General features: G+C 66.8%; 20 protein-coding genes. 15 read left to right on the top strand and 5 right to left on the bottom strand.

Going from position 1 to position 21560, the window contains the following annotated elements; all coding sequences use genetic code 11:
* Positions 1 to 3: 3 nt before the first annotated feature.
* From ftsW to BST47_RS10710, 11 genes are all read left to right on the top strand, one after another.
* Positions 4 to 1557, top strand: coding sequence for a putative lipid II flippase FtsW (ftsW, locus tag BST47_RS10660; RefSeq protein WP_083125479.1), 1554 nt, complete (start codon positions 4 to 6; stop codon positions 1555 to 1557).
* A gap of 59 nt (positions 1558 to 1616) precedes the next feature.
* Complete coding sequence (murG, locus tag BST47_RS10665; RefSeq protein ID WP_234809657.1) at positions 1617 to 2666, top strand: undecaprenyldiphospho-muramoylpentapeptide beta-N-acetylglucosaminyltransferase; 1050 nt, start codon at positions 1617 to 1619, stop codon at positions 2664 to 2666.
* Positions 2667 to 2734: 68 nt separating this feature from the next.
* On the top strand, positions 2735 to 4138 hold the full coding sequence (gene murC, locus BST47_RS10670) for a UDP-N-acetylmuramate--L-alanine ligase (protein WP_234809658.1): 1404 nt from the start codon (positions 2735 to 2737) through the stop codon (positions 4136 to 4138).
* Positions 4135 to 5079, top strand: coding sequence for a cell division protein FtsQ/DivIB (locus BST47_RS10675; protein ID WP_083125482.1), 945 nt, complete (start codon positions 4135 to 4137; stop codon positions 5077 to 5079). Before murC ends, BST47_RS10675 begins: the two co-directional genes overlap by 4 nt.
* A gap of 176 nt (positions 5080 to 5255) precedes the next feature.
* Complete coding sequence (ftsZ, locus tag BST47_RS10680; RefSeq protein ID WP_083125547.1) at positions 5256 to 6389, top strand: cell division protein FtsZ; 1134 nt, start codon at positions 5256 to 5258, stop codon at positions 6387 to 6389.
* A 22-nt stretch (positions 6390 to 6411) separates the two neighbouring features.
* Positions 6412 to 7119: a peptidoglycan editing factor PgeF gene (gene pgeF / locus BST47_RS10685; RefSeq protein WP_207568582.1), complete on the top strand. Its 708-nt coding sequence runs from the start codon at positions 6412 to 6414 to the stop codon at positions 7117 to 7119.
* 8 nt (positions 7120 to 7127) lie between these two features.
* The gene (locus BST47_RS10690; RefSeq protein ID WP_420094029.1) at positions 7128 to 7937 is read left to right on the top strand and encodes a YggS family pyridoxal phosphate-dependent enzyme; all 810 of its coding nucleotides are present in this window, start codon (positions 7128 to 7130) and stop codon (positions 7935 to 7937) included.
* Complete coding sequence (locus BST47_RS10695) at positions 7934 to 8587, top strand: cell division protein SepF (RefSeq protein WP_083125485.1); 654 nt, start codon at positions 7934 to 7936, stop codon at positions 8585 to 8587. Before BST47_RS10690 ends, BST47_RS10695 begins: the two co-directional genes overlap by 4 nt.
* A gap of 159 nt (positions 8588 to 8746) precedes the next feature.
* Complete coding sequence (locus BST47_RS10700; RefSeq protein ID WP_083125548.1) at positions 8747 to 9037, top strand: YggT family protein; 291 nt, start codon at positions 8747 to 8749, stop codon at positions 9035 to 9037.
* A 251-nt stretch (positions 9038 to 9288) separates the two neighbouring features.
* Positions 9289 to 10104, top strand: coding sequence for a DivIVA-like cell division protein Wag31 (wag31, locus tag BST47_RS10705; protein ID WP_083125486.1), 816 nt, complete (start codon positions 9289 to 9291; stop codon positions 10102 to 10104).
* Positions 10105 to 10150: 46 nt separating this feature from the next.
* Positions 10151 to 10459 (top strand): hypothetical protein, encoded by a 309-nt coding sequence (locus tag BST47_RS10710; protein WP_083125487.1) that lies wholly within the window; start codon positions 10151 to 10153, stop codon positions 10457 to 10459.
* Positions 10460 to 10487: 28 nt separating this feature from the next.
* Here BST47_RS10710 and BST47_RS10715 read toward each other — a convergent pair whose 3' ends face one another.
* Positions 10488 to 11159 carry a phosphoribosyltransferase gene (locus BST47_RS10715; RefSeq protein WP_083125488.1) on the bottom strand — a complete coding sequence of 224 codons (672 nt, stop codon included), beginning with the start codon at positions 11157 to 11159 and terminating at the stop codon, positions 10488 to 10490.
* 83 nt (positions 11160 to 11242) lie between these two features.
* Between BST47_RS10715 and BST47_RS10720 the strand changes: the two genes are divergently transcribed.
* Positions 11243 to 12589 (top strand): TIGR01777 family oxidoreductase, encoded by a 1347-nt coding sequence (locus BST47_RS10720; RefSeq protein WP_083125489.1) that lies wholly within the window; start codon positions 11243 to 11245, stop codon positions 12587 to 12589.
* Here BST47_RS10720 and BST47_RS10725 read toward each other — a convergent pair.
* Together BST47_RS10725 and BST47_RS10730 are read right to left on the bottom strand one after the other, a co-directional pair.
* On the bottom strand, positions 12568 to 13293 hold the full coding sequence (locus BST47_RS10725) for a type 1 glutamine amidotransferase (protein WP_083125490.1): 726 nt from the start codon (positions 13291 to 13293) through the stop codon (positions 12568 to 12570). The genes BST47_RS10720 and BST47_RS10725 overlap by 22 nt on opposite strands.
* A gap of 8 nt (positions 13294 to 13301) precedes the next feature.
* Entirely contained in the window at positions 13302 to 14540 is a 1239-nt protein-coding gene (locus tag BST47_RS10730) for a serine hydrolase domain-containing protein (protein ID WP_083125549.1), read from the bottom strand.
* A gap of 60 nt (positions 14541 to 14600) precedes the next feature.
* Between BST47_RS10730 and BST47_RS10735 the strand changes: the two genes are divergently transcribed.
* The 3 genes from BST47_RS10735 to BST47_RS10745 all read left to right on the top strand — a co-directional run bounded on the left by BST47_RS10735 (position 14601) and on the right by BST47_RS10745 (position 19278).
* Positions 14601 to 16148 (top strand): phospholipase D family protein, encoded by a 1548-nt coding sequence (locus BST47_RS10735; RefSeq protein WP_083125491.1) that lies wholly within the window; start codon positions 14601 to 14603, stop codon positions 16146 to 16148.
* On the top strand, positions 16145 to 17686 hold the full coding sequence (locus BST47_RS10740; protein WP_083125492.1) for a phospholipase D family protein: 1542 nt from the start codon (positions 16145 to 16147) through the stop codon (positions 17684 to 17686). The genes BST47_RS10735 and BST47_RS10740 overlap by 4 nt, the downstream gene beginning before the upstream one ends.
* A gap of 164 nt (positions 17687 to 17850) precedes the next feature.
* Entirely contained in the window at positions 17851 to 19278 is a 1428-nt protein-coding gene (locus BST47_RS10745) for an HNH endonuclease signature motif containing protein (protein ID WP_083125550.1), read from the top strand.
* Here BST47_RS10745 and BST47_RS10750 read toward each other — a convergent pair.
* Positions 19257 to 20720 carry a flavin-containing monooxygenase gene (locus tag BST47_RS10750; RefSeq protein WP_083125493.1) on the bottom strand — a complete coding sequence of 488 codons (1464 nt, stop codon included), beginning with the start codon at positions 20718 to 20720 and terminating at the stop codon, positions 19257 to 19259. The two genes, BST47_RS10745 and BST47_RS10750, sit on opposite strands and share 22 nt — an antisense overlap.
* On the bottom strand, positions 20717 to 21532 hold the full coding sequence (locus BST47_RS10755; RefSeq protein WP_083125494.1) for an SDR family oxidoreductase: 816 nt from the start codon (positions 21530 to 21532) through the stop codon (positions 20717 to 20719). The genes BST47_RS10750 and BST47_RS10755 overlap by 4 nt, the downstream gene beginning before the upstream one ends.
* Positions 21533 to 21560 lie beyond the last annotated feature (28 nt).

Here is a 21560-nt window from a genome sequence, read left to right on the forward strand (position 1 = left end):
GCGATGAGCAACATCCTGACCCGATTGCGGCTCCGCAGGACGGGTTACGACCAGCCGGCCGACGCCGCGGAGCCGGCTCCCCGCACCCGGTTCGGCGCCTGGCTCGGCAGGCCGATGACGTCGTTCCACCTGATCATCGCCGTCGCGACGCTGCTGGTGATCCTTGGCCTGACGATGGTCCTGTCCGCCTCGGGGGTGTACTCCTATGACACCGACGGGTCGCCGTGGATGGTGTTCGCCCGGCAGGTGCTGTGGACCGTGGTCGGCCTGTTCGCGTTCTACGTCGCGATGCGGGCACCGATCCACCTGATGCGCAGCCTGGCGTTCAGCGGTTTCGCCATCTCGGTCGTTCTGTTGATCTTGGTGCTGATCCCAGGAATCGGCAAGGTGGCCAACGGTTCTCGAGGCTGGTTCGTCGTTGCGGGCTTCTCTATGCAGCCGTCGGAATTGGCGAAGATCGCGTTCCTGATCTGGGGTGCGCACCTGCTGGCCACCCGTCGTATGGATCGAGCCTCGCTGCGCGAGATGTTGATTCCGCTGGTGCCGGCCGCGGTGATCGCGCTGGCGCTCATCGTCGCCCAGCCCGACCTCGGGCAGACGGTGTCGCTGGGCATCATCCTGCTCGGTCTGCTCTGGTACGCCGGTCTACCACTGCGGGTCTTCCTGTCGTCGCTGCTCGCGGTCATCCTGTCCGCCGCCGCGCTGGCGATGGCCGAGGGCTACCGCTCCGACCGCGTGATGTCGTGGCTGAATCCCGGCGCCGACTCCCAGGGGTCCGGCTACCAGGCCCGTCAGGCCCGCTTCGCGCTGGCCAACGGCGGTTTCTTCGGCGACGGACTGGGGCAGGGCACCGCCAAGTGGAACTACCTGCCCAACGCGCACAACGACTTCATCTTCGCCATCATCGGAGAGGAACTCGGCTTCGTCGGGGCGGCGGGTCTGCTCTGCCTGTTCGGGCTGTTCGCCTATACCGGGATGCGGATCGCGCGGCGCTCGGCCGATCCGTTCCTGCGGCTGCTGACCGCCACCGCGACGCTGTGGGTGATGGGTCAGGTCTTCATCAACGTCGGCTACGTGGTGGGCCTGCTGCCGGTGACCGGGCTGCAGCTCCCGCTGATCTCTGCTGGCGGAACATCAACGGCCACAACGCTGTTGATGGTCGGCGTCATGGCGAATGCGGCGAGGCACGAACCCGAAGCTGTCGCCGCACTGCGCGCGGGACGTGACGATCGGGTCAACCGACTGCTACGACTGCCGCTGCCGCAGCCGTACGTGCCCAGCCGCACCGAGGCGCTGCGCGACCGGCTGCGTACGCGCGGGGCGAAATCGAAGGGACCGAAGAAGGAAGCACGGCCGCGTCCTGCGACTCGAGGCGGGGGCGCGAAGGCGACCAAAGCCGCTAAGCCCGCTACCAGCAGAGCCCGCAAGCCCGCCGGTGAGAACCGGCGCCAAACCGCCACGGCTGCTCGGGCCGTGCGAGCCCCAAGGCATCATGGAGACGGCCGAGATCGCAAAGGCCGACGGGTTCGCACACTGGAAGGTCAGCATTACGGGTGAGCAAAACGGTATCGGTGGTACTCGCGGGAGGTGGTACCGCGGGCCATGTCGAACCGGCGATGGCGGTGGCAGACGCGCTGCGAGCGATCGATCCCGACGTGCGGATCACCGCGCTGGGCACCGAACGCGGTCTGGAGACGCGGTTGGTGCCCGAACGCGGCTATGACCTGCAATTGATCACGCCGGTCCCGCTTCCGCGCAAGCCATCCGCCGACCTGGCCCGGCTGCCGTGGCGGATCCGGAAGGCGGTGCGACAGACCCGCGCCGTGCTCGCCGCTGTCGACGCAGACGTCGTGATCGGATTCGGTGGCTACGTCGCGCTGCCGGCGTATCTGGCCGCCCGCCGGCGGGTGCCGGTGGTGGTCCACGAGGCCAATGCCAGTGCGGGTTGGGCGAACCGGGTGGGTGCCCGCTTTGCGCGACGGGTGCTTTCAGCCGTGCCGGATCCCGGTCTTCGCGACGTGGAGGTTGTCGGGGTTCCGGTGCGGGCGGCGATCACGTCGCTGGACCGCATGGCATTGCGTGCCGAGGCGCGCGCCCACTTCGGGTTCGACGCCGACGCCAGGGTGCTGTTGGTCTTCGGCGGTTCACAGGGTGCTCAGTCGCTCAACCGCGCAATCTCCGCGGCCGCCAAAGATCTTGCGGCGTCCGGCATCTCGGTGCTACACGCGCACGGTCCCAAGAACACCCTCGACTTGCGCGAGCCGGCCGACGGTGATCCGCCGTATGTCGCCGTTCCCTACCTCGACCGCATGGACCTCGCCTACGCCGCGGCCGACCTCGCGGTCTGCCGTTCGGGGGCGATGACGGTGGCCGAGGTGACGGCCGTCGGACTGCCCGCAGTCTATGTGCCGCTTCCGATCGGCAACGGGGAGCAACGACTCAACGCGCTGCCCGTCGTCAACGCCGGCGGCGGCCTCGTCGTCGACGATGCGAAACTGTCACCGCAATTCGTCGCCGAGACTGTCGTCGGATTGTTCACCGAGACAGGGCGATTGCAGGCGATGACGGCGGCCGCCGCGTTGGCCGGGCACCGCGACGCCGCGCAAAAGGTTGCCGAGGTGGCTCTCGACATCGCCCGTGGATCCGACGGGAAGAGTGTGCGGTGAACGCGAACACACCGGAGCCGGGGGGCCGGCGACATCGGAACTTGCCGGAGGAGTTGCAGCGGGTGCACATGGTCGGTATCGGCGGAGCCGGCATGTCGGGTATCGCCCGCATTCTGTTGGACCGCGGCGGGATGGTGTCCGGCTCGGATGCCAAGGAATCGCGTGGCGTGGTGGCGCTGCAGGCCCGCGGCGCGTCCATTCGCATCGGGCACGACGAATCCTCGCTCGACCTGCTGCCGGGCGGACCGACGGCCGTCGTCACCACGCATGCCGCGATCCCCAAGACGAACCCCGAACTTGTCGAGGCCCGCCGCCGCGGCATCCCGGTGATCCTGCGGCCCGTAGTGCTGGCCAAGCTCATGGCCGGTGACACCACCCTGATGGTGACCGGCACCCACGGCAAGACGACGACCACGTCGATGCTGATCGTCACCCTGCAGCATTGCGGTTTCGACCCGTCCTTCGCGGTCGGCGGCGACCTCGGCGAGGCGGGCACCAACGCCCACCACGGCAGCGGCGACTGCTTCGTCGCGGAGGCCGACGAGAGCGACGGCTCACTGCTGGAGTACAGCCCCGACATCGCGGTGGTCACCAACATCGACGCCGACCACCTCGATTTCTACGGCAGCGTGGAGGCCTACCGCGCCGTCTTCGACGACTTCGTCGAACGCATCAAACCCGGTGGCGCACTTGTGGTGTGCGTCGACGACCCCGGCGCCGCAGCGCTCGCCGAACGCACGGCGGCCCTCGGCATCCGGGTATTGCGCTACGGCAGCGATCCAGCCGTGGCGACCGACGCCGCGCTGCTGAGCTGGGAACAACACGACACCGGCGCCGTCGCGCACATCAAGTTGGCGGGCGATCCGGAGCCGTGGGTGCTGCGGCTGGCGGTGCCGGGTAGACATATGGCGCTCAATGCGCTCGCCGCACTGATCGCGGCTGTGAACGTCGGGGCGCCCGTCGACGCGGTGCTGGACGGACTGGCCGGCTTCGAAGGTGTGCGCCGCCGTATGGAGTTGGTCGGCACCGTCAACGGTGTGCGTGTCTTCGACGACTACGCGCACCATCCGACCGAGGTGAACGCCAACCTGAGCACATTGCGGACGGTGGCGGGGACAGGCCGTTCGGTCGTGGTGTTCCAGCCCCATTTGTATTCGCGGACAGAGGCTTTCGCGCGGGAGTTCGGGCAGGCGCTGAACACCGCCGACCAGGTTTTCGTGCTCGACGTCTACGCGGCACGCGAACAACCCATACCGGGTATCAGCGGTGCGAGCGTCGCCGAACACGTTACCGTTCCGGTCACCTACATTCCGGACTTCTCGGCCGTCGCCGAACGGGTGGCCGAAGCGGTAAGCCCCGGTGATGTCGTCACGACCATGGGGGCGGGCGACGTCACGATGCTCGGCACGGAAATCCTTGCGGCGCTGCGCGCCAAGGCCAACCGCGGTGCACCCGGCGGACCGGTTCGATGACCGAGCCCACCGAGCCGTCGGAAGCCGGCGAGCCGACGGCCGAGGCCGAAACGAGCGAGACGCCGGCCGAGGCCGAAGTCGTCGAGGGGGATGCGCCGGCCGAACCCGACGCCGAGCCACAGGAAACCGATTTCGAGGGACCGCGGCGCCGCGCACGACGGGAACGCGAAGAACGACGCGCGGCCCAGGCGCGCGCGACCGCGATCGAAGAGGCGCGTCGCGAGGCCAAGCGGCGCGCCACCGGCGTCGTCAGCACGAAAAAGGTTGGGCGCGGCACGGTTCGGGGTCTCAAAGTGCTGATGTGGTCGGCGTTGATCAGCGTGATCGTCGTCGGACTCGGCCTGCTGCTGTACTTCACGCCGGTGATGTCCGCCCGCAACATCGTCGTCGTCGGACTGGGTGCGGTGACGCAGGACGAAGTGAACAACGCCGCGGCCGTCGCGCCGGGAACGCCGTTGTTACAGGTCGACACCGACACGGTCGCCGAGCGGATCGCCGGAATCCGGCGCGTCGCGACCGTGCGGGTGCAGCGGGAGTACCCCTCGACGCTACGGGTGACCATCGTCGAGCGTGAACCGGTTGTGGTCAAGGACTATCCGGACGGACCGCACCTGTTCGACCGCGACGGCGTGGACTTCGCGATCGGGGTGCCGCCGCCGGGCGTGCCGTACCTCGATACGAAGAATCCCGGACCCAACGATGCCCCCACGAAGGCCGCGCTCGAGGTGATGACGTCCCTGCGGCCAGAGGTCGCCGCCCAGGTTGCCCGCGTCGACGCGCCCTCGGTCGCGGCCATCACCCTGCAGCTCACCGATGGACGTCAGGTGATCTGGGGGACGACCGATCGCACAGAGGAGAAGGCGCTCAAGCTCGGCGCGCTGCTCACCCAGCCGGGCAAGACCTACGACGTCTCCAGTCCGGATCTGCCGACCGTCAAGTGATTGCGCAGAAATCTTTGCGTGCGTGTCGGCGCGCCTGCACGGATCGTCCGCGACCGCGCCCTACCGTTCTGGTTGCACGGACCAACTTGACATAACTATAACCCTCTGGTTGAGGTTGAGAGTTTGCCGAGGTGATCCGCGTGTCGACAGCCAACCTGGGAGGAAAGGGCGATCCGATGACCCCCCCGCATAACTACCTCGCCGTGATCAAGGTCGTCGGCATCGGCGGCGGCGGCGTCAACGCCGTCAACCGGATGATCGAGCAGGGCCTCAAGGGCGTTGAGTTCATCGCCATCAACACCGACGCGCAAGCGCTGTTGATGAGCGATGCCGACGTCAAGCTCGACGTGGGCCGCGACTCCACCCGCGGGCTCGGCGCCGGTGCCGACCCCGAGGTCGGGCGCAAGGCGGCCGAGGATGCCAAGGACGACATCGAGGAACTGCTGCGCGGTGCCGACATGGTGTTCGTCACCGCAGGTGAAGGTGGTGGCACCGGTACCGGTGGCGCGCCCGTCGTGGCGACGATCGCGCGCAAGCTCGGCGCGCTGACCGTCGGTGTGGTGACGCGACCGTTCTCCTTCGAGGGCAAGCGCCGCAGCAATCAAGCCGAGACCGGCATCACCTCGTTGCGCGAGAGCTGCGACACCCTGATCGTCATCCCCAACGACCGACTGCTGCAGATGGGTGACGCCGCGGTGTCGCTGATGGACGCGTTCCGCAGCGCCGACGAGGTGCTCCTCAACGGTGTGCAGGGCATCACCGACCTGATCACCACGCCTGGTCTGATCAACGTCGACTTCGCCGACGTCAAGGGCGTGATGAGCGGAGCCGGCACCGCGTTGATGGGTATCGGCTCGGCCCGTGGCGACGGCCGGGCGCTCAAGGCGGCGGAGATCGCGATCAATTCGCCGCTGCTCGAGGCGTCCATGGAAGGCGCTCAGGGTGTGCTGTTGTCGGTGGCCGGCGGCAGCGACCTCGGACTTTTCGAGATCAACGAGGCGGCCTCGCTGGTTCAGGAAGCGGCGCACGCGGAAGCGAACATCATCTTCGGCACCGTCATCGACGACTCGCTGGGCGATGAGGTCCGGGTCACGGTGATCGCGGCCGGCTTCGATTCGGCGGGGCCGGGACGTAAGCCGGTGGTGGGTGCCGGACAGGCCATCGCACCTGCGGCCGCGGGCAAGGTGACGTCACAGCTGTTCGAGCCCGCCGACGCCGTCAGTGTGCCGGTGCACACCAACGGCGCGACGGTCAGCATCGGCGGGGACGACGACGATGACGTCGACGTGCCGCCGTTCATGCGCCACTGACACCGCCGCGATACTGGGGAACGTGACGGTTCGTATTCGGCGCGTGACAACGACCCGCGCCGGTGGTGTCTCCGCGCCGCCGTTCGACACCTTCAATCTCGGCGACCATGTCGGCGACGACCCGGCCGCGGTGGCCGCCAACCGCAAGCGGCTCGCTGCGGCGGTCGGGCTCGGCGACGACGGTGTCGTGTGGATGAACCAGGTGCACAGCAATCGCGTGGTCGTGGTCGACGAACACCAGACCGAGCCGGTCGACAAAACCGACGCGTTGGTCACCACCAGGGCGCGTTTGGCTTTGGCCGTGGTAACCGCCGATTGTGTTCCGGTTTTATTGGGGGACGCGCGCGCCGGCGTCGTGGCTGGCGCGCACGCGGGACGGGTGGGGGCGCAGAACGGCATCGTGGCGCGCACCGTCGAGGCGATGCTCGACGTGGGTGCGCACGTCGAGGACATCTCGGTACTGCTCGGCCCGTCGATCAGCGGACGCAGCTACGAGGTCCCCGAGGCCATGGCCGCTGAGGTCGAGATGACGCTTCCCGGCAGCCGCACGACGACGGCCAGAAATACCCCGGGGCTTGACTTGCGAGCCGGAATTGCCCGGCAGCTAACGGATTTGGGCGTTAAAGCCATCGACGTCGACCCGCGCTGCACGGTGGCAGACCGCAACCTGTTCAGCCACCGGCGCGACGCACCGACGGGACGCCTGGCGTCCCTGGTGTGGATGGAATGACGCCCATGATGGCAGCCACGCGCGAACAGGAGCTCGCCGACGCGCTGGCCGCCGTCCGAGCCCGGCTCGCCGCGGCGGCCGAGGCGGCCGGCCGCAATTCCGACGAAATTGAATTGCTGCCTATTACCAAATTCTTTCCGGCCGCCGATGTAACAATTCTGCACCATTTAGGGTGCGAAGCATTTGGCGAATCACGCGAACAGGAAGCGGCGAATAAAGCGGCGGAAGTCGCCAATAGTGTGGGCGGCGCACCCATTCGCTGGCACATGGTTGGACGCATCCAGCGCAATAAGGCGCGGTCGATCGCGGCCTGGGCGTATGCCGCGCACTCGGTCGACAGTGTGCGCGTCGTCGACGCATTGAACCGCGCCGCGGCGCGGGCGTTGGCCGACGGCGAGCGCGCGGCGCCCCTTCGCGTCTATATACAGATGAGTCTCGACGGCGATACCGAGCGCGGCGGCGTGGACGTCGAGGACCCGGCGTCGGTCGACGAAGTCTGCGCCGCGGCCGAGGCGGGCGAGGGCCTGGAGTTCGTTGGGCTGATGGCGATTCCGCCGTTGGGATCGGACCCGGACCAGGCGTTCGGCCGCCTGCAATCCGAGCTCGCGCGGGTCCAACGCAACTATCCGCAGGCCCTCGAACTGTCAGCGGGGATGTCCGGCGACCTCGAGGCGGCGGTTCAACACGGCTCGACGTGTGTGCGTGTCGGTACCGCGCTAATGGGGCCTCGTCCTCTAACGTCACCTGAAGTAGTCACTCCAGTCACATCTTCATCACAGACACCAGAGTCGAAAGTCATCAGAAGGGTCGAGCGATGAGCACACTCCACAAGGTCAAGGCCTACTTCGGGATGGCCCCTATGGACGACTACGACGACGAGTACTACGAAGACGACGACCGCGGCACCTCGCGGGGCGGCTACTCACGCCGTTCGCGTGAGGACCGGTTCGACGACCGCTTCGAGGCTGACGGCTACGGTCCCGGTCGCGGGGGTTACGACGAGTACGACGACGCACCCGGCGGGTATCGCGGCGGCTTCCGCGACGAAGAACGATTCGAGCCGAGGATGCGCGGCACGCGCGACTTCGAGCGCGCATCCTCCCGGCTGGGCGCGCTGCGCGGTTCCACCCGCGGTGCACTCGCGATGGATCCGCGCCGGATGGCCGAGCTTTTCGAGGCGGGCAGCCCGATGTCGAAGATCACCACATTGCGGCCCAAGGACTACGGCGAGGCCCGCACCATCGGCGAGCGGTTCCGCGAGGGGACCCCGGTGATCATGGACCTCGTGACCATGGACAACGCCGACGCCAAGCGCCTGGTCGATTTCGCGGCCGGGCTGGCATTCGCACTGCGCGGTTCGTTCGACAAGGTCGCGACCAAGGTCTTCCTGCTCTCGCCCGCCGATGTGGACGTCACCGCCGAGCAGCGGCGCCGTATCGCTGAAGCCGGCTTCTACGCATATCAGTAGCTGCCTTGGAGTAGGTCCTGAGCAGTTGAGGGCCATCGGCGCCGGCGCCGTCACCGAACCTGCCAGGTAGGCTGGCGGCGTCGCGCGAGCGCTCCGGCTTCAGGCGTGCGCGGCCTTGTGCCTGTATCGAATGTCACACCTGTAGTGAGGTCGGCTCCGTTGTCGCAATTCTTCTCGATCCTGGGCTTCGCCCTGTTCGTGTTCTGGCTGCTGCTGATCGCCCGGGTCGTCGTGGAGTTCATTCGTTCGTTTTCCCGGGACTGGCAGCCCAAGGGGGTGACGGTGGTGATCCTGGAGCTGATCATGACCGTGACCGATCCGCCCGTGAAGCTGCTGCGCCGGATCATTCCGCAGCTCACGATAGGCGCCGTTCGCTTCGATCTGTCGATCATGGTGCTGCTGCTCCTGGCGTTCATCGGTATGCAGCTGGCATTCGGCGCAGCGGTCTGAGATCGGTCTGCACGCCGCCGATTTGGCGTTAGCGACGGCCCTCGTCCCGGCGTTTGCCGAGGTCGATATTCGTTCACCGATTGGCGATGTCGTCGGCGGGGACTAGCGCGCGAAAAGTTGAAATTCGCTCTTAATTATTGGGCTCTCCCGCAACCGCCGGGTCTGGTGTGACAGGATGGACGCCAGTTACGTTCCAGCGAGGCTCTACACTTTGAGATCGGTTTACGGTCCAGACTTCAAGGGGGCAGAGAATGCCGCTCACACCAGCCGACGTTCACAACGTCGCGTTCAGCAAGCCACCGATCGGTAAGCGCGGCTACAACGAGGACGAGGTCGACGCATTCCTCGATCTGGTTGAGAACGAGCTGACCCGCCTCATCGAGGAGAACGCCGATCTGCGTCAGCGAGTCGCCGAGCTTGACCAGGAGCTGGCGTCCGGTGGCGGCGGTGGCGGCCAGTCGACACAGTCGATTCCGCAGTACGAGCCCGCTCCCACACCTGCGCCCGCACCCGAGCCTGCACCGCAGCCCGTATACGAGGCGCCCGCGGCCCAACAGTCGGTCACCGAGGATCAGGCGATCAAGGCGGCCCGCGTGCTGGCCCTGGCGCAGGACACCGCGGACCGGTTGACGGGCTCCGCCCAGGCCGAGTCCGACAAGATGCTCGCCGACGCCCGCGCCCAGGCCGACGCGATGGTCAGCGAGGCGCGCCAGACCGCGGAGACCACCGTCGCCGAGGCCCGTCAACGCGCCGACGCTCTGCTGGCCGATGCTCAGAACCGGTCCGAGACCCAGCTGCGGCAGGCCCAGGAGAAGGCCGACGCCCTGCAGGCCGACGCGGAGCGCAAGCATTCCGAGATCATGGGGACCATCAACCAGCAGCGCACCGTGCTGGAAGGCCGCCTCGAACAGCTGCGCACGTTCGAGCGCGAATACCGCACCCGGCTCAAGACCTACCTGGAGTCGCAACTTGAGGAACTCGGACAACGCGGCTCGGCCGCACCGGTGGACTCCAGCGCCAACAATGACTCCGGTAGTTTCAACCAGTTCAACCGCGGCAACAACTAGTAATCGGCGTTTCGCAGGCCGTGTCCCGTCGACCCAGGGTTGATCAATGTTGATCGTCGCGCTCGTGCTCGCAGTCATCGGTCTGGCCGCGCTGGTCACCGCCGTTGTCACCAGCAATGAGCTGATCGCATGGGTGTGCATCGCTGCCAGCGTGATCGGCGTGGTGCTGCTGATCGTGGATGCGATCCGGGACCGCTCGCGAAACGATGACGGTGCCGTCGAGCGAGACGACGTCGCGGAGTTCGACGAGGAATATCCGGAGTCCGCGGATCCCGCCGCGGAGCCCGAATACGAAGCGGAGACCACGGTCGTCGAGCAGGCCGACGACGTCGCAGGCGACGACCGCACTCGCTAAACCGTTGGGTCGGTATTGAATTCGCGGCTCAGCCGCGGGCCAACAATTCGCGTACCTCATCGTCGGTGACCTGGTGGAAGTCCTCATACACCTGGCCGACGGCTTCGAATCCCGGTGGTGTCATCGCGCACACCACATCATCGGCCTCGGCCGCGAGGTCACGGCACGTCGATTGCGGCCCGACGGGCACCGCGACCACGACCGCGGCGGGGGCCTCGGCTCGCACCGCACGCACCGCGGCGAGCATGCTGGCGCCGGTGGCGATGCCGTCGTCGACCAGGATCACGGTTTTTCCGGCCAGCGCGAGCGGTGGTCGGTCACCGCGATAGGCATGTTCGCGCCGGTGTAATTCATCCGTTTCGCGCTCGATCGCGGCCTGCATTTGGTCTTCGCTGACGCCGAGGCTGCGGACCAGGCTTTCGTTGATCACCACACCACCGCCGGACGCCAGCGCTCCCATCGCGAGCTCCTCCCACTGTGGGACGCCGAGTTTCCGTACCAGGAACACATCCAGCGGTGCGTGCAAAGCATGCGCGACCTGCGCGCCAACCGGGACACCACCCCGGGCCAACCCCAGCACCTGCACGTTGCTCCGGTCGCGGTAGGACGCCAACTCCCGTGCCAGGACGTCGCCGGCCTCCCGGCGGTCCCGGAACACACGACCCGCATCTCGGCGGGTCAGCCCGCGGATTCCGCTCATCGAATCTCCGAAACTTCAGATTACGACCCTGGATACCCAGCCCGGGGGCAATCCGTCGGCGCTGCGGGTACGAATATCGACATATGGGCATTGAGTTGGAAACCGTCGTCGACCATCCGCTGGCAGAGGTCTTCGAATGGCACTCGCGAATCGGAGCAATGCGGCGGCTGGTACCGCCGTGGCAGCCGATGAAGGTGGTGAGCGAGGCCGACTCCCTGGTTGACGGCCGCGCCGTGCTCGGGCTGCCGGGCGGGTTGCGGTGGGTGGCGCAGCATGACCCCGACGGGTACGAGGCCGGACGCCGGTTCGTCGACGTGCTCTCCTCCGATGGTCCCCGGTCCTGGCCACCGCGCATTGTCGGCCGCTGGACCCACACCCACGAGTTCGGCGAGGCGCCTTCGGGAACGCGCGTGTACGACCGCATCGACGCACCGGTACCCGCGGCTGCGCTGCGGCCGATGTTCACCTATCGGCATCGGCAGCTCGCCGATGATCTGGCCGCACACCGGGACGCACGTGATGCGGGATTGCGTCCGCTCGTGGTGGCACTCACCGGTGCGACCGGCCTGGTCGGCACCGCGTTGTCGGCGTTCCTGAGTACCGGCGGGCACCGGGTGATCAGGTTGGTGCGCCACGCGGCGCAATCGCCTGATGAGCGGCAGTGGGATCCGGATCGTCCCGCCCCCGACCTGTTGTCGGGTGTTGACGCCGTGGTGCATCTGGCCGGCGCGTCGATCGCGGGGCGGTTCACGGCCGCGCACAAGAAGGCGATTCGCGACAGCAGGATCGGACCGACGCGCCGGCTGGCCGAACTCGCTGCCGCGAGTGGCTTCAGCGGGCCGTTCGTCAGCGCCTCGGCGGTCGGCATCTACGGATTCGACCGCGGCGACGCCATCCTGTGCGAGGACAGCGTGCGCGGCGACGGTTTTCTCGCCGACGTCGTCGCGGACTGGGAGGCCGCCACCGCGCCCGCCGCCGAGGCCGGACTTCGGGTCGTCAATGTGCGCACCGGAATCGTGCAGTCGGCCAACGGCGGAACCCTGCGACTGCTGCGTCCATTGTTCGCCGCCGGACTCGGCGGCCGCGTCGGCGGAGGACGTCAGTGGCTGTCCTGGATCGCGCTGGACGACCTACTCGACGTCTACTACCGCGCGCTGTACGACGCCCGGCTGTCGGGTCCGGTCAACGCTGTCGCGCCCGCACCGGTGCGTAACGCCGACTACACGAAAGCGCTCGGCCGGGTACTGCACCGACCGACGCTGCTACCCGTGCCGTCGCTGGCGCCTCGGCTTTTGTTGGGGGAGCAGGGATCACGAGAGCTGGCCGAAGCCGATCAGCGGGTGGCCGCGACCAAGCTGGAGGCGGTGGGCCATCGATTCCGGCACCCGCACATCGACGGTGCGCTCGCTCACGAACTGGGGCACGGCTGACGAACGACGTGAGTCACGAAGCCACGCACCAGATCGCGTACCCGCGAGGCCGCGTCTTCGGCAAGTTCTGTTGTGCGGGAGCGCAATTCATCGTGCGTGCGTCCGATGCTCGCGACCTCACCGTCGATATCGTCGGCCAGCCACCGCTCGAGCAGTTCTGGATCGACCTCCGGATGGAACTGCAGTGCGAGCGCACGGCCGAGCACGAATGCCTGCGACGCATTGACGGTGCGGGCGATCTCGGTGGCTCCGGGAGGCAGGGTCCATCGGTCGAAATGCCATTGAAACCACGGTCCGCCGGGGACGAGGTCCGGATTGTCGCTGGTGACGTCGTACCAGCCGATCTCAGGCTTCGTCGACCGCGCCACCGAACCGCCGAACGCCTGCGCCAAGAGTTGTCCGCCGAAGCACACGCCCAGCAGCGCTACGCCCGCATCGGCGGCGTCACGTACCAATTGCGTCTCGGCGCCCACCCAGGTGCGGCGCAACGTGTTGTCATACACCGGCCATCGCGCACCCAGCGGTACCACGACGTCGTAACCGCCCGGGTTGGGGAACGTCACGTCGACGGCGGGATCGCCGACGCGCGCGGCGGGGACCACCTCGAACACCTCGACGTCGTATCCCTGGTCGGTGAACGCCTCGCCGAGCAGCGCTTCGGTCGCGAGGTGCTCGTTACAGAGGAACAGAACTCTCGGAGCCACACCTCACCTTATTTCGGCCCGCGCACCGGTGGCGCGTCGTCGGGGGCCAGCACCGCACCGATCTTTCGGAACACGGTGTCCGCGGCGTTGGTGTAGTCGCCCTGGTCATCGAAGGCTTCGGGAAGGTACGTCGCGGCGACCGCAATGGCGATCTTCTGTGAGGGCAAGTAGGCCTCGATGGCCGAATACCCCGACATCAACGGATTCTGCAGCAGCCAGTTGCCGGAGATGACGATGCCGAGGCCGTACGTGTAGCCGTCGGTCATCTCGTCACATGTGGTGCACCCGGGCTGTTTGCGGGTCTTGCCGCGGAGGTCGGTGGACACCATCTTCTCGTAGGACTCCGTGGACAGTAACCGGCCGGAACCGATGGCGGCTGCGGTGGCCTCCATGTCGTAGATGTCGGTCGTCTGAATGGCACCGTGGGTGATGGTCCAGGACGGATCCCAGAAGGTGCTCTCCTCGTAGAACGGCGTGCCCGGCGGTATCTTGAGGAACGCGCGACGTTCCGAGCTGAACGCGTGCAGCACGGGTGCCGGAATCTCCGGCGTCAGCGAGTTGACGGTGTTGGTCAAGCCGAGTGGCCGAAGTACCTTATCGGACAACAGCTTCGGCATCTCCTGACCGGTCGCCTTCTCCAGTGCGAGCCCGAGGAGCAGGTAGTTGGTGTGCGCGTAGTTCCAGTTGGTCCCCGGTTCGTAGAGCAGCGGCTTCTTGATCGCGTACTGCAGCAGATCGTGAACTGTCCAGCGCCGGAACGGATTGGCGTACAGCGCCTCGTTCATCGCGGTGTTGCCGATGACGTAATCGACGTAACCCGATGTCATCTGGGCCAGCTGTCCCAGCGTGACGCGGTCGGCGTGCGGAATCTCGGGCAGGAACTTCGACAGCTTGTCGTCGAGACTGACCTTCTGTTCGTCGACGAGCTTGAGCAGCAGCGTCGCGACATAGGAGATGGCCACCGCCCCATTGCGGAAGTGCATGTTGGTGGCCGCGGGCACGCCGGTCATCGATTCGCCGACGGCGTCGGTGACGACCTCTTGCCCGTCGACGGTGACCCGGACGATGACCGCCTTCAGGTGTTCATCGGCGATCGCCTCGCGCACGGCCCGCATCACCGCGTCGGCCTTGGCGTTGTCCACGTTCGCGCCGGTCGCGGGCGGTTCGGCCGGCGGCACACCCGGTGTGCACCCGGCGGTCAGGGCAATTGCGCACAGTGCGACCAATAGCCGCCGGAGAACGGGCATGCCCGGATCTTCGCACACCCTCGTGTGCGTAAATAACCGCGGAAGTGGGCATTCAGGTGCGTGTCTGTGCTGGCCGAATGGTTTCTCACATCAGGTGAACGGGGCAACCCCGATTGGGACCTGCCTGCGTGGAGTGAGGGCAACGAGGCGGAGGCGCTCATTCACGGGGCGTCCTACTTCGACCGACTGGTCACCGAAGTGGACCAGTTGGGGCCCGGTGACCACCTGTTCTTCGCCGACTGGCGCGGCGACGCCGACGAGCGGTTGCGCGAGGACGGGCCAACGGTCGCCGAACTGTTCCGCTCCGCCGCCGAGCGCGGAGTGCTCGTCAAGGGGCTGATGTGGCGGTCGTACCCGAACAGGCTCCAGTTCAACGAGGAGCAGAACCGCCATCTCGCCGAAACCATCGAACGCGCGGGCGGGGAGGTGCTGCTGGACCAGAGGGTGCTGCTCGGCGGGTCGCACCATCAGCGACTGGTGCTGTTGCGTCATCCCGAGGAACCCGAGCGTGACGTCGCCTTCATCGGCGGCATCGACCTATGCCACTCGCGTCGCGACGACGAGTCCCATCGCGGCGATCCGCAGGCGGTGCAGATGTCCGATCGCTACGGTGAGCGTCCGCCGTGGCATGACGTGCAGTTGCAGTTGCGTGGTCCGGTCGTCGGTGCGCTGGACACCACGTTCCGGGAGCGCTGGACGGCGCGGGCGCCGCTGGATCTCTTCAATCCACTGGCGTGGCTGCGCGACAGGTTCGGGGGCGCGTCGGCGGACCGGCATCCGTTGCCGGAGCAGCCGCCGGATCCACCGCCGTGTGGATCACACGCCGTACAGGTGCTGCGGACCTACGGCGACGCGCTGATCCAGTACGAGTTCGCCAAGGACGGGGAGCGCACCATCGCGCGTGGCTACACCAAGGCGGTGCGGCGGGCCCGTCGGCTGATCTATCTCGAAGACCAGTACCTGTGGTCGGAGGAGATCGCCGATCTGCTCGTCGGCGCGCTGACGTCGAATCCGGATCTGCATCTGGTGGCCGTCGTGCCGAGGTATTTCGATCTCGAGGGCGGCCTCGGCCGCCCGCCGACGCTGGTCGGCCGCCAGCTGGCCGTCGATGCCTGCCGACGCGCCGCCCCGGAGCGGGTTCACCTGTTCGACGTCGAGAACCACGAGGGCACACCGGTTTACGTGCATTCCAAGGTGTGCGTCATCGACGACACCTGGGCATGCGTCGGCAGCGACAATTTCAACCGGCGCTCGTGGACTCACGACAGCGAGCTGACATGCGCGGTGCTGGACGCCGACGATACGTTCGCGCGCCACCTTCGGCTACGGCTACTGCGCGAGCATCTCGACCGCGCGCCCGACGGTCGCGAGGACGGCGAGCTAGCCGATCCAGCCGCTGCCATCGGCGAAATCATCGCTTCCGCAAGGGCTTTGGAGGATTGGCACCAGTCCGGATGTCGCGGAACGCGTCCGCCGGGCCGGCTGCGCCCGCACGAGATAGAGCGGGTGGATCCGCTGACCCGGCTGTGGGCCGAACCCGCCTACCGGGTGATCTTCGATCCCGACGGCAGATCCTATGCCGACCGACTGCTGGGCCGCCGGCCATGAACATCACCGATTGGTTCCTCACCGAAGAAGAACGCGGCAACCCGGATTCCACCTTGTCCGCGTGGTGCGAAGGGAATCTGGCCGAGCCACTCATCCACGGGTCGACGTACTTCGACAACCTCGTCACCGAAGTGGAAGCGCTCGGCGAGGGGGATCACCTGTTCTTCACGGACTGGCGCGGCGACCCGGACCAGAAGATGCGCGAGGACGGTCCCACCATCCGTGAATTGTTCTGTGACGCCGCCGAACGCGGTGTCGTCGTCAAGGGTCTGGTGTGGCGATCCCATCTGGACAAGTTCGCCTACAGCGAGGAGGAGAACCGGCACCTCGGCGAGGCGATCGAACGCGCAGGCGGGGAGGTGTTGCTCGACCAGCGCGTGCGCATCGGCGGATCACACCATCAAAAGCTCGTCGTCATCAGGCATCCCGGTGCGCCCGAGCGGGACGTCGCGTTCGCCGGCGGTATCGACCTGTGCCATTCCCGCCGCGACGACGCATCGCACCGCGGCGATCCCCAAGCGGTGCAGATGGCCGAACGGTACGGCGAGAATCCACCGTGGCATGACGTACAACTGCGGGTGCAGGGTCCCGCTGTGGGTGCCCTTGACACGACATTCCGCGAGCGTTGGAACGATCCCGCGTCGCTGGACATGCTCAATCCGCTGGCGTGGCTGCGGGACAAGTTCTCCGGTGCCGACATGAACGCGGATCCGTTGCCCGATCAGCCGCCGGATCCGCCGCCATGCGGACCGCACGCCATACAGGTGCTGCGCACATACCCCGATGCCCACTTCGCATACGACTTCGCGCCCAACGGCGAGCGCAGCATTGCGCGTGCCTACAACAAGGTGGTGCCGCGTGCCCGTCGGCTGATCTACGTCGAGGATCAGTACCTGTGGTCCAAGCGGGTGGCGAAGCTTTTCGCTCAGGCGCTGAACGAGAACCCGGACCTACACCTGGTTGCCGTCATCCCGCGTCATCCCGACGTCGACGGACGACTCGAGTTGCCGCCCAACCTCATCGGCCGCTGGCAGGCGCTCGAGACGTGTCGCGCGGCGAGTCCGGAACGGGTACACGTTTTCGACGTCGAGAACCCCGAGGGCACGCCGGTGTATGTGCACGCCAAAGTGTGTGTCATCGACGACATCTGGGCGTGTGTCGGCAGCGACAACCTCAATCGGCGGTCGTGGACGCACGACAGTGAGCTGACGTGCGCCGTCCTCGACACCGAGGGCGAGTTCGCGCGTGATCTGAGGCTTCGGTTACTGCGTGAACACCTCGATCGCGCCGACGACGGCAGCGATGATCGCGGACTGGCCGATCCCGCCACCGCGGTGCGCGAAATCATTGAATCGGCAGAGGAATTGGAGCGCTGGCACGCCTCCGGCCGCCGAGGTCCGCGGCCGCCGGGCAGGCTTCGGCCACACAGGGCGGAGCAACCCAGCTTGTTCACGCGGCTGTGGGCCGAGCCGGTATATCGGTTGACGTACGACCCGGATGGTCGGTCGTACCGCGATCGCCTCAGGGGCAGGCTGTGAACTCGATCGGCAGGCTCCGGGCGTTCTCGCGAGGCATGTCCGTACAGACGCATCTGACGCACGTGTACACCAAGCTCGGCTTGATGTTGCGCGTCCAGCTGGCGCAGGAGGCCGCCCGCCGGAGCTGACCGGACTTGTCGGTGGAGCGTGGCATGATCGCACGTATGTTCGAGAGCTTGTCGGATGGGGATCTCATCGAGGTATTGGGTGAGGCCAGTCGGCAGGAGTCGCGGTGTATTGCGCGGCGGTTGGCTGCGGTGGCGGAGTTGTTCGCGCGGTCTACGTCGGAGTTGGCCGAGTTGGAGTGGGCTGTGATCGACAACTGTGCCGCGGTCGCTGCCGACGTATCGGCGGCGCAGAACATCAGCCATGCCCGCGCGATCGGGCAGGTGCAGTTCGCGTGCGCGCTGGCCTATCGGCTGCCGGCGGTGGCCAAGGTCTTCGCCGCCGGCGATATCGATATGCGGATGGTGGCGATGATCATCAACCGCACCACCAACGTCGAGGACGACGTGTTGCCGGCCCTTGATGAGGCGATCGCGCGACGGGCGCCGAGGTGGATGAAACTGTCGGGACCCAAGCTCAAGGATCGCGTCGATCAGTGGGTGGCCGACTTCGATCCGGCCGGAGTGCGCATTCCCGTGCGGGTGGAAAACAATCGCTATTTCGAGATTGATCCCGGCGATGCGGGGATGGCGTGGGTTTCGGGTTCGTTGCGTGCCACCGACGGGGCCGCGCTGAATGCGCGCTTGGATGCGTTGGCTGCCACGGTGTGTGAACACGACCCGCGCACTGCGGCCCAGCGTCGTGCCGATGCCTGCGGACCCTTGGCGCGCGGGGAAGCCACTCTGGAATGCCAGTGTGGGCGCGAGGACTGCACCGCTGCGGCAGCTCAGGCTTCGGCGCGCAGTGCTGCGGCGGCAGTGATTCATGTCCTCGCCGAGCAGGGCACGATCGATGGCACCAGTGATAAGCCGGGATACCTGCGCGGGTTCGGAATCCTGCCCGCCGAGTCGGTACGCGACGTGGTGAAGAAGGCCACGCTGAAGCCACTGAGCGTGCCCACCGGTGTTGCGCCCGATCCCGGGTACCGCCCCTTAGCCAAGACGAAAGAGTTCCTTCAGTGGCGTGATATGACGTGTCGCTGGCCGGGCTGCGACCAGCCGGTCGCGAAATCCGATGTGGATCACACGGTGCCCTATCCGTTGGGGCCGACGCATCCGTCGAACACCAAGCACTACTGCCGGATTCATCATCTGATCAAGACATTCTGTGGTTGGAGCGATCGGCAGTTACCCGATGGCACGATCGTGTTGACCTCCCCGACCGGGCACGTTTACAGCACCGAAGCCCACGGGGCGGCGATGTTCCCTGCGCTGGCCCAGCCCACCGGCGAACTTGACTTACCGCCCCACACGCCCGACCCCGACACCGACCGCATGGCGCTGATGCCGCGGCGCAAGCAAACCCGCGCTCAGGACCGCCGCGACCGCGTCAACGCCGAACGCCGACAGCGCAGCGAACTCATCGCCGAACAAGAACGCCAACACCAAGCCTGGCTCGCCGCGAACTACAAACCCCCACCCTTCTGAAGGTGGAAGTCGCGATCATCGGGCCGACTCAACATCGCCGTCATCGTCTCACGGTCGTATGGCCACAGGTCGACGTTGCCCTCGTCGGTGAGATACCAAGAGTTGCAACCGGTATTCCACACCGTGGGCCCCAATGCGGCACTGACGTCGTCGTTGAACTTCGCGGTGGCCTCCTCGGTCACCTCGACGGTGTCGATCTCGCCATCGCGGAACCTCCGCAGCCAGTGCGTGATGTAGTGAGCCGTCAGCTCCGACGAATACTGCAACGAGACTGAGCCTGTCGGCGAGTTGGGGCCCAGCACCGTGAAGAGGTTGGGAAAGCCGGGGATCGCCGTCATCCGATACGCCCGCGGCCCCTTGGCCCACGCGTCGTCGATCGAGATGCCATCTCGCCCACGCAATTGCATGGGCCGCATGTAGTGATGGGTGTGAAAGCCGGTCGCCAACACCAGCAAGTCGACGTCGATCTCACGGCCGTCGGCCAGCCGAATGCCCTGAGGTGTCACCCGCTCGATCGGCGTGGTGACCAGCTCCGCATTCTGTGCACGGATCGCGCGATAATACGAGCTCGAGATGACTTGGCGTTTGCAGAAAGGCTCGTAGTCCGGTGTGAGACAGTCGCGCAGTTCGCGATCTCGAACTTGTATGCGCAGACACAATCGCGCGTAACTCTGTGCCAGCCGACGCTGCACGGTCGGTCGCAGCGCGATGTCGGTCAAGATGCGTGAGCCCCTGAGCAATACGCCGTAAAGCCGGCGATGCACTGCAGGTGCCCTTCGCAGCAGCCTGGCCACCACTGCCGGCTGACGAAGCCTCATCGGCGCCCAGATGATCCACTGCGGAGAGCGCACCAAATGGCTGATGCGTGCCGCGCCACGTTGCAAAGCGGACACCACCTGCACGCCCGTCGATCCGGTGCCGATTACCGCGATGCGTCGCCCGTCGGTGACGACGTCGTCATCCCAGCGCGCGGTGTGCACAACGTCGCCCGTAAAACTCTCCAGGCCGGCAATGTCGGGAGTGAACGGGTGATGGAGCACGCCCGTCGCCGATATCAGAAAATCCGCTTCGAGCTCCACACCGTCGGAAGTCGTTATCCGCCATGATGATCCGCTGAAGACCGACGACTGAACTTCAGCGTTGAGCCTGAGATGGCTGCCGAGACGGTGACCGTCGACGACGTCGCGAAGGTAGCGCTGAATCTCCACGCCGGGTGCGAACAGCCCCGACCAGTCCGGCTTCGGCGCGAACGAGAACTGGTACAGCTGCGACGGCACATCGCACGTGAGACCCGGGTAGCGGTTCCAGTGCCACACACCGCCGACATCGGAACCCTTCTCCAGGATCGTGAAGTCGTCGAAACCGGCCCGCTGCAACGTCACCGCGGTCGCGATGCCCGCAATGCCCGCGCCGATGATGACAACTCGAGGTTCGCGCGTCATCGGCCTGCCTGCGCCGCGATCGTCTCCTCATAGGCGGCGCGGACATCGTCCTGCACCGACGTCAGGGCCCTGCGATCGCCGATCAGCTTGCGGCCCAGCCGCATCACCGGTTCCGGCACCGCCGCATTCACCAGATCCCATCCCGCCAGATACCGGGGCACGGTGATCTCGGCGCGCCGACTGCGGACGCTGCCGACAATCGCACGTGCGACGTCGTCGGCGTCGACCGTCGGCAGCCCGCGGCCGAGTGGCACGCCCGACGCGAGCCGCGTCCGCACCGCACTCGGCAGCACCGCGCTCACGCTGACGCCGGTACTCCGGTATTCCTCACGGACCGCAGCGGAGAGCCCGACGGCCGCGAACTTGCTGGCGTTGTAGACCGCCAACCCCGGGACCACCAGCTTGCCCGCCATGGACGCCACGTTGACCACATGTCCTCGGCCGCGCTTGAGCATGTGCGGCATGACGGCTCGCATGCCGTGAATCAGACCCCACACGTTCACATCGAGCGTCGTTCGGCTGATCGCGTCGTTCTCGGCGAGGAAGTCGCCCAGCGGCATCACGCCGGCGTTGTTGACGAGGATGTCGATGCGGCCGTGACGTTCGAGCACCGTGTCGACGAACGCCCCGAACGATGCGCGGGAGGTGACGTCGACGACGAGTGCGTCCGCCGCCTCCGCGGGGTCGAGGTCCCCGATGCAGACCACGGCACCTTTGGAGGCGAAGAGGTCGGCGGTCGCCTTGCCGATTCCGCGTGCGCCGCCCGTCACGGCGACGACGGCGCCGTCCAGCGCGATCGTGGGATAGGCCACGACGACCTCCTCTCATTCGGAAATCGAC

It is taken from the genome of Mycolicibacterium tusciae (assembly GCF_002086795.1).
Classification (GTDB): Bacteria; Actinomycetota; Actinomycetes; order Mycobacteriales; family Mycobacteriaceae; genus Mycobacterium; species Mycobacterium tusciae.

What these genes read in the sequence shown, in the direction of transcription:
- murG (WP_234809657.1), top strand. Translation starts at nt 1,617, where the DNA reads ATGGCGGTGGCAGACGCGCTGCGAGCGATCGATCCCGACGTGCGGATC.
- wag31 (WP_083125486.1), top strand. Translation starts at nt 9,289, where the DNA reads ATGCCGCTCACACCAGCCGACGTTCACAACGTCGCGTTCAGCAAGCCA.
- BST47_RS10720 (WP_083125489.1), top strand. Translation starts at nt 11,243, where the DNA reads ATGGGCATTGAGTTGGAAACCGTCGTCGACCATCCGCTGGCAGAGGTC.
- BST47_RS10710 (WP_083125487.1), top strand. Translation starts at nt 10,151, where the DNA reads ATGTTGATCGTCGCGCTCGTGCTCGCAGTCATCGGTCTGGCCGCGCTG.
- BST47_RS10740 (WP_083125492.1), top strand. Translation starts at nt 16,145, where the DNA reads ATGAACATCACCGATTGGTTCCTCACCGAAGAAGAACGCGGCAACCCG.
- BST47_RS10745 (WP_083125550.1), top strand. Translation starts at nt 17,851, where the DNA reads ATGTTCGAGAGCTTGTCGGATGGGGATCTCATCGAGGTATTGGGTGAG.
- BST47_RS10675 (WP_083125482.1), top strand. Translation starts at nt 4,135, where the DNA reads ATGACCGAGCCCACCGAGCCGTCGGAAGCCGGCGAGCCGACGGCCGAG.
- BST47_RS10715 (WP_083125488.1), bottom strand. Translation starts at nt 11,159, where the DNA reads ATGAGCGGAATCCGCGGGCTGACCCGCCGAGATGCGGGTCGTGTGTTC.
- ftsZ (WP_083125547.1), top strand. Translation starts at nt 5,256, where the DNA reads ATGACCCCCCCGCATAACTACCTCGCCGTGATCAAGGTCGTCGGCATC.
- BST47_RS10750 (WP_083125493.1), bottom strand. Translation starts at nt 20,720, where the DNA reads ATGACGCGCGAACCTCGAGTTGTCATCATCGGCGCGGGCATTGCGGGC.
- BST47_RS10695 (WP_083125485.1), top strand. Translation starts at nt 7,934, where the DNA reads ATGAGCACACTCCACAAGGTCAAGGCCTACTTCGGGATGGCCCCTATG.
- ftsW (WP_083125479.1), top strand. Translation starts at nt 4, where the DNA reads ATGAGCAACATCCTGACCCGATTGCGGCTCCGCAGGACGGGTTACGAC.
- BST47_RS10690 (WP_420094029.1), top strand. Translation starts at nt 7,128, where the DNA reads ATGGCAGCCACGCGCGAACAGGAGCTCGCCGACGCGCTGGCCGCCGTC.
- murC (WP_234809658.1), top strand. Translation starts at nt 2,735, where the DNA reads ATGGTCGGTATCGGCGGAGCCGGCATGTCGGGTATCGCCCGCATTCTG.
- BST47_RS10730 (WP_083125549.1), bottom strand. Translation starts at nt 14,540, where the DNA reads ATGCCCGTTCTCCGGCGGCTATTGGTCGCACTGTGCGCAATTGCCCTG.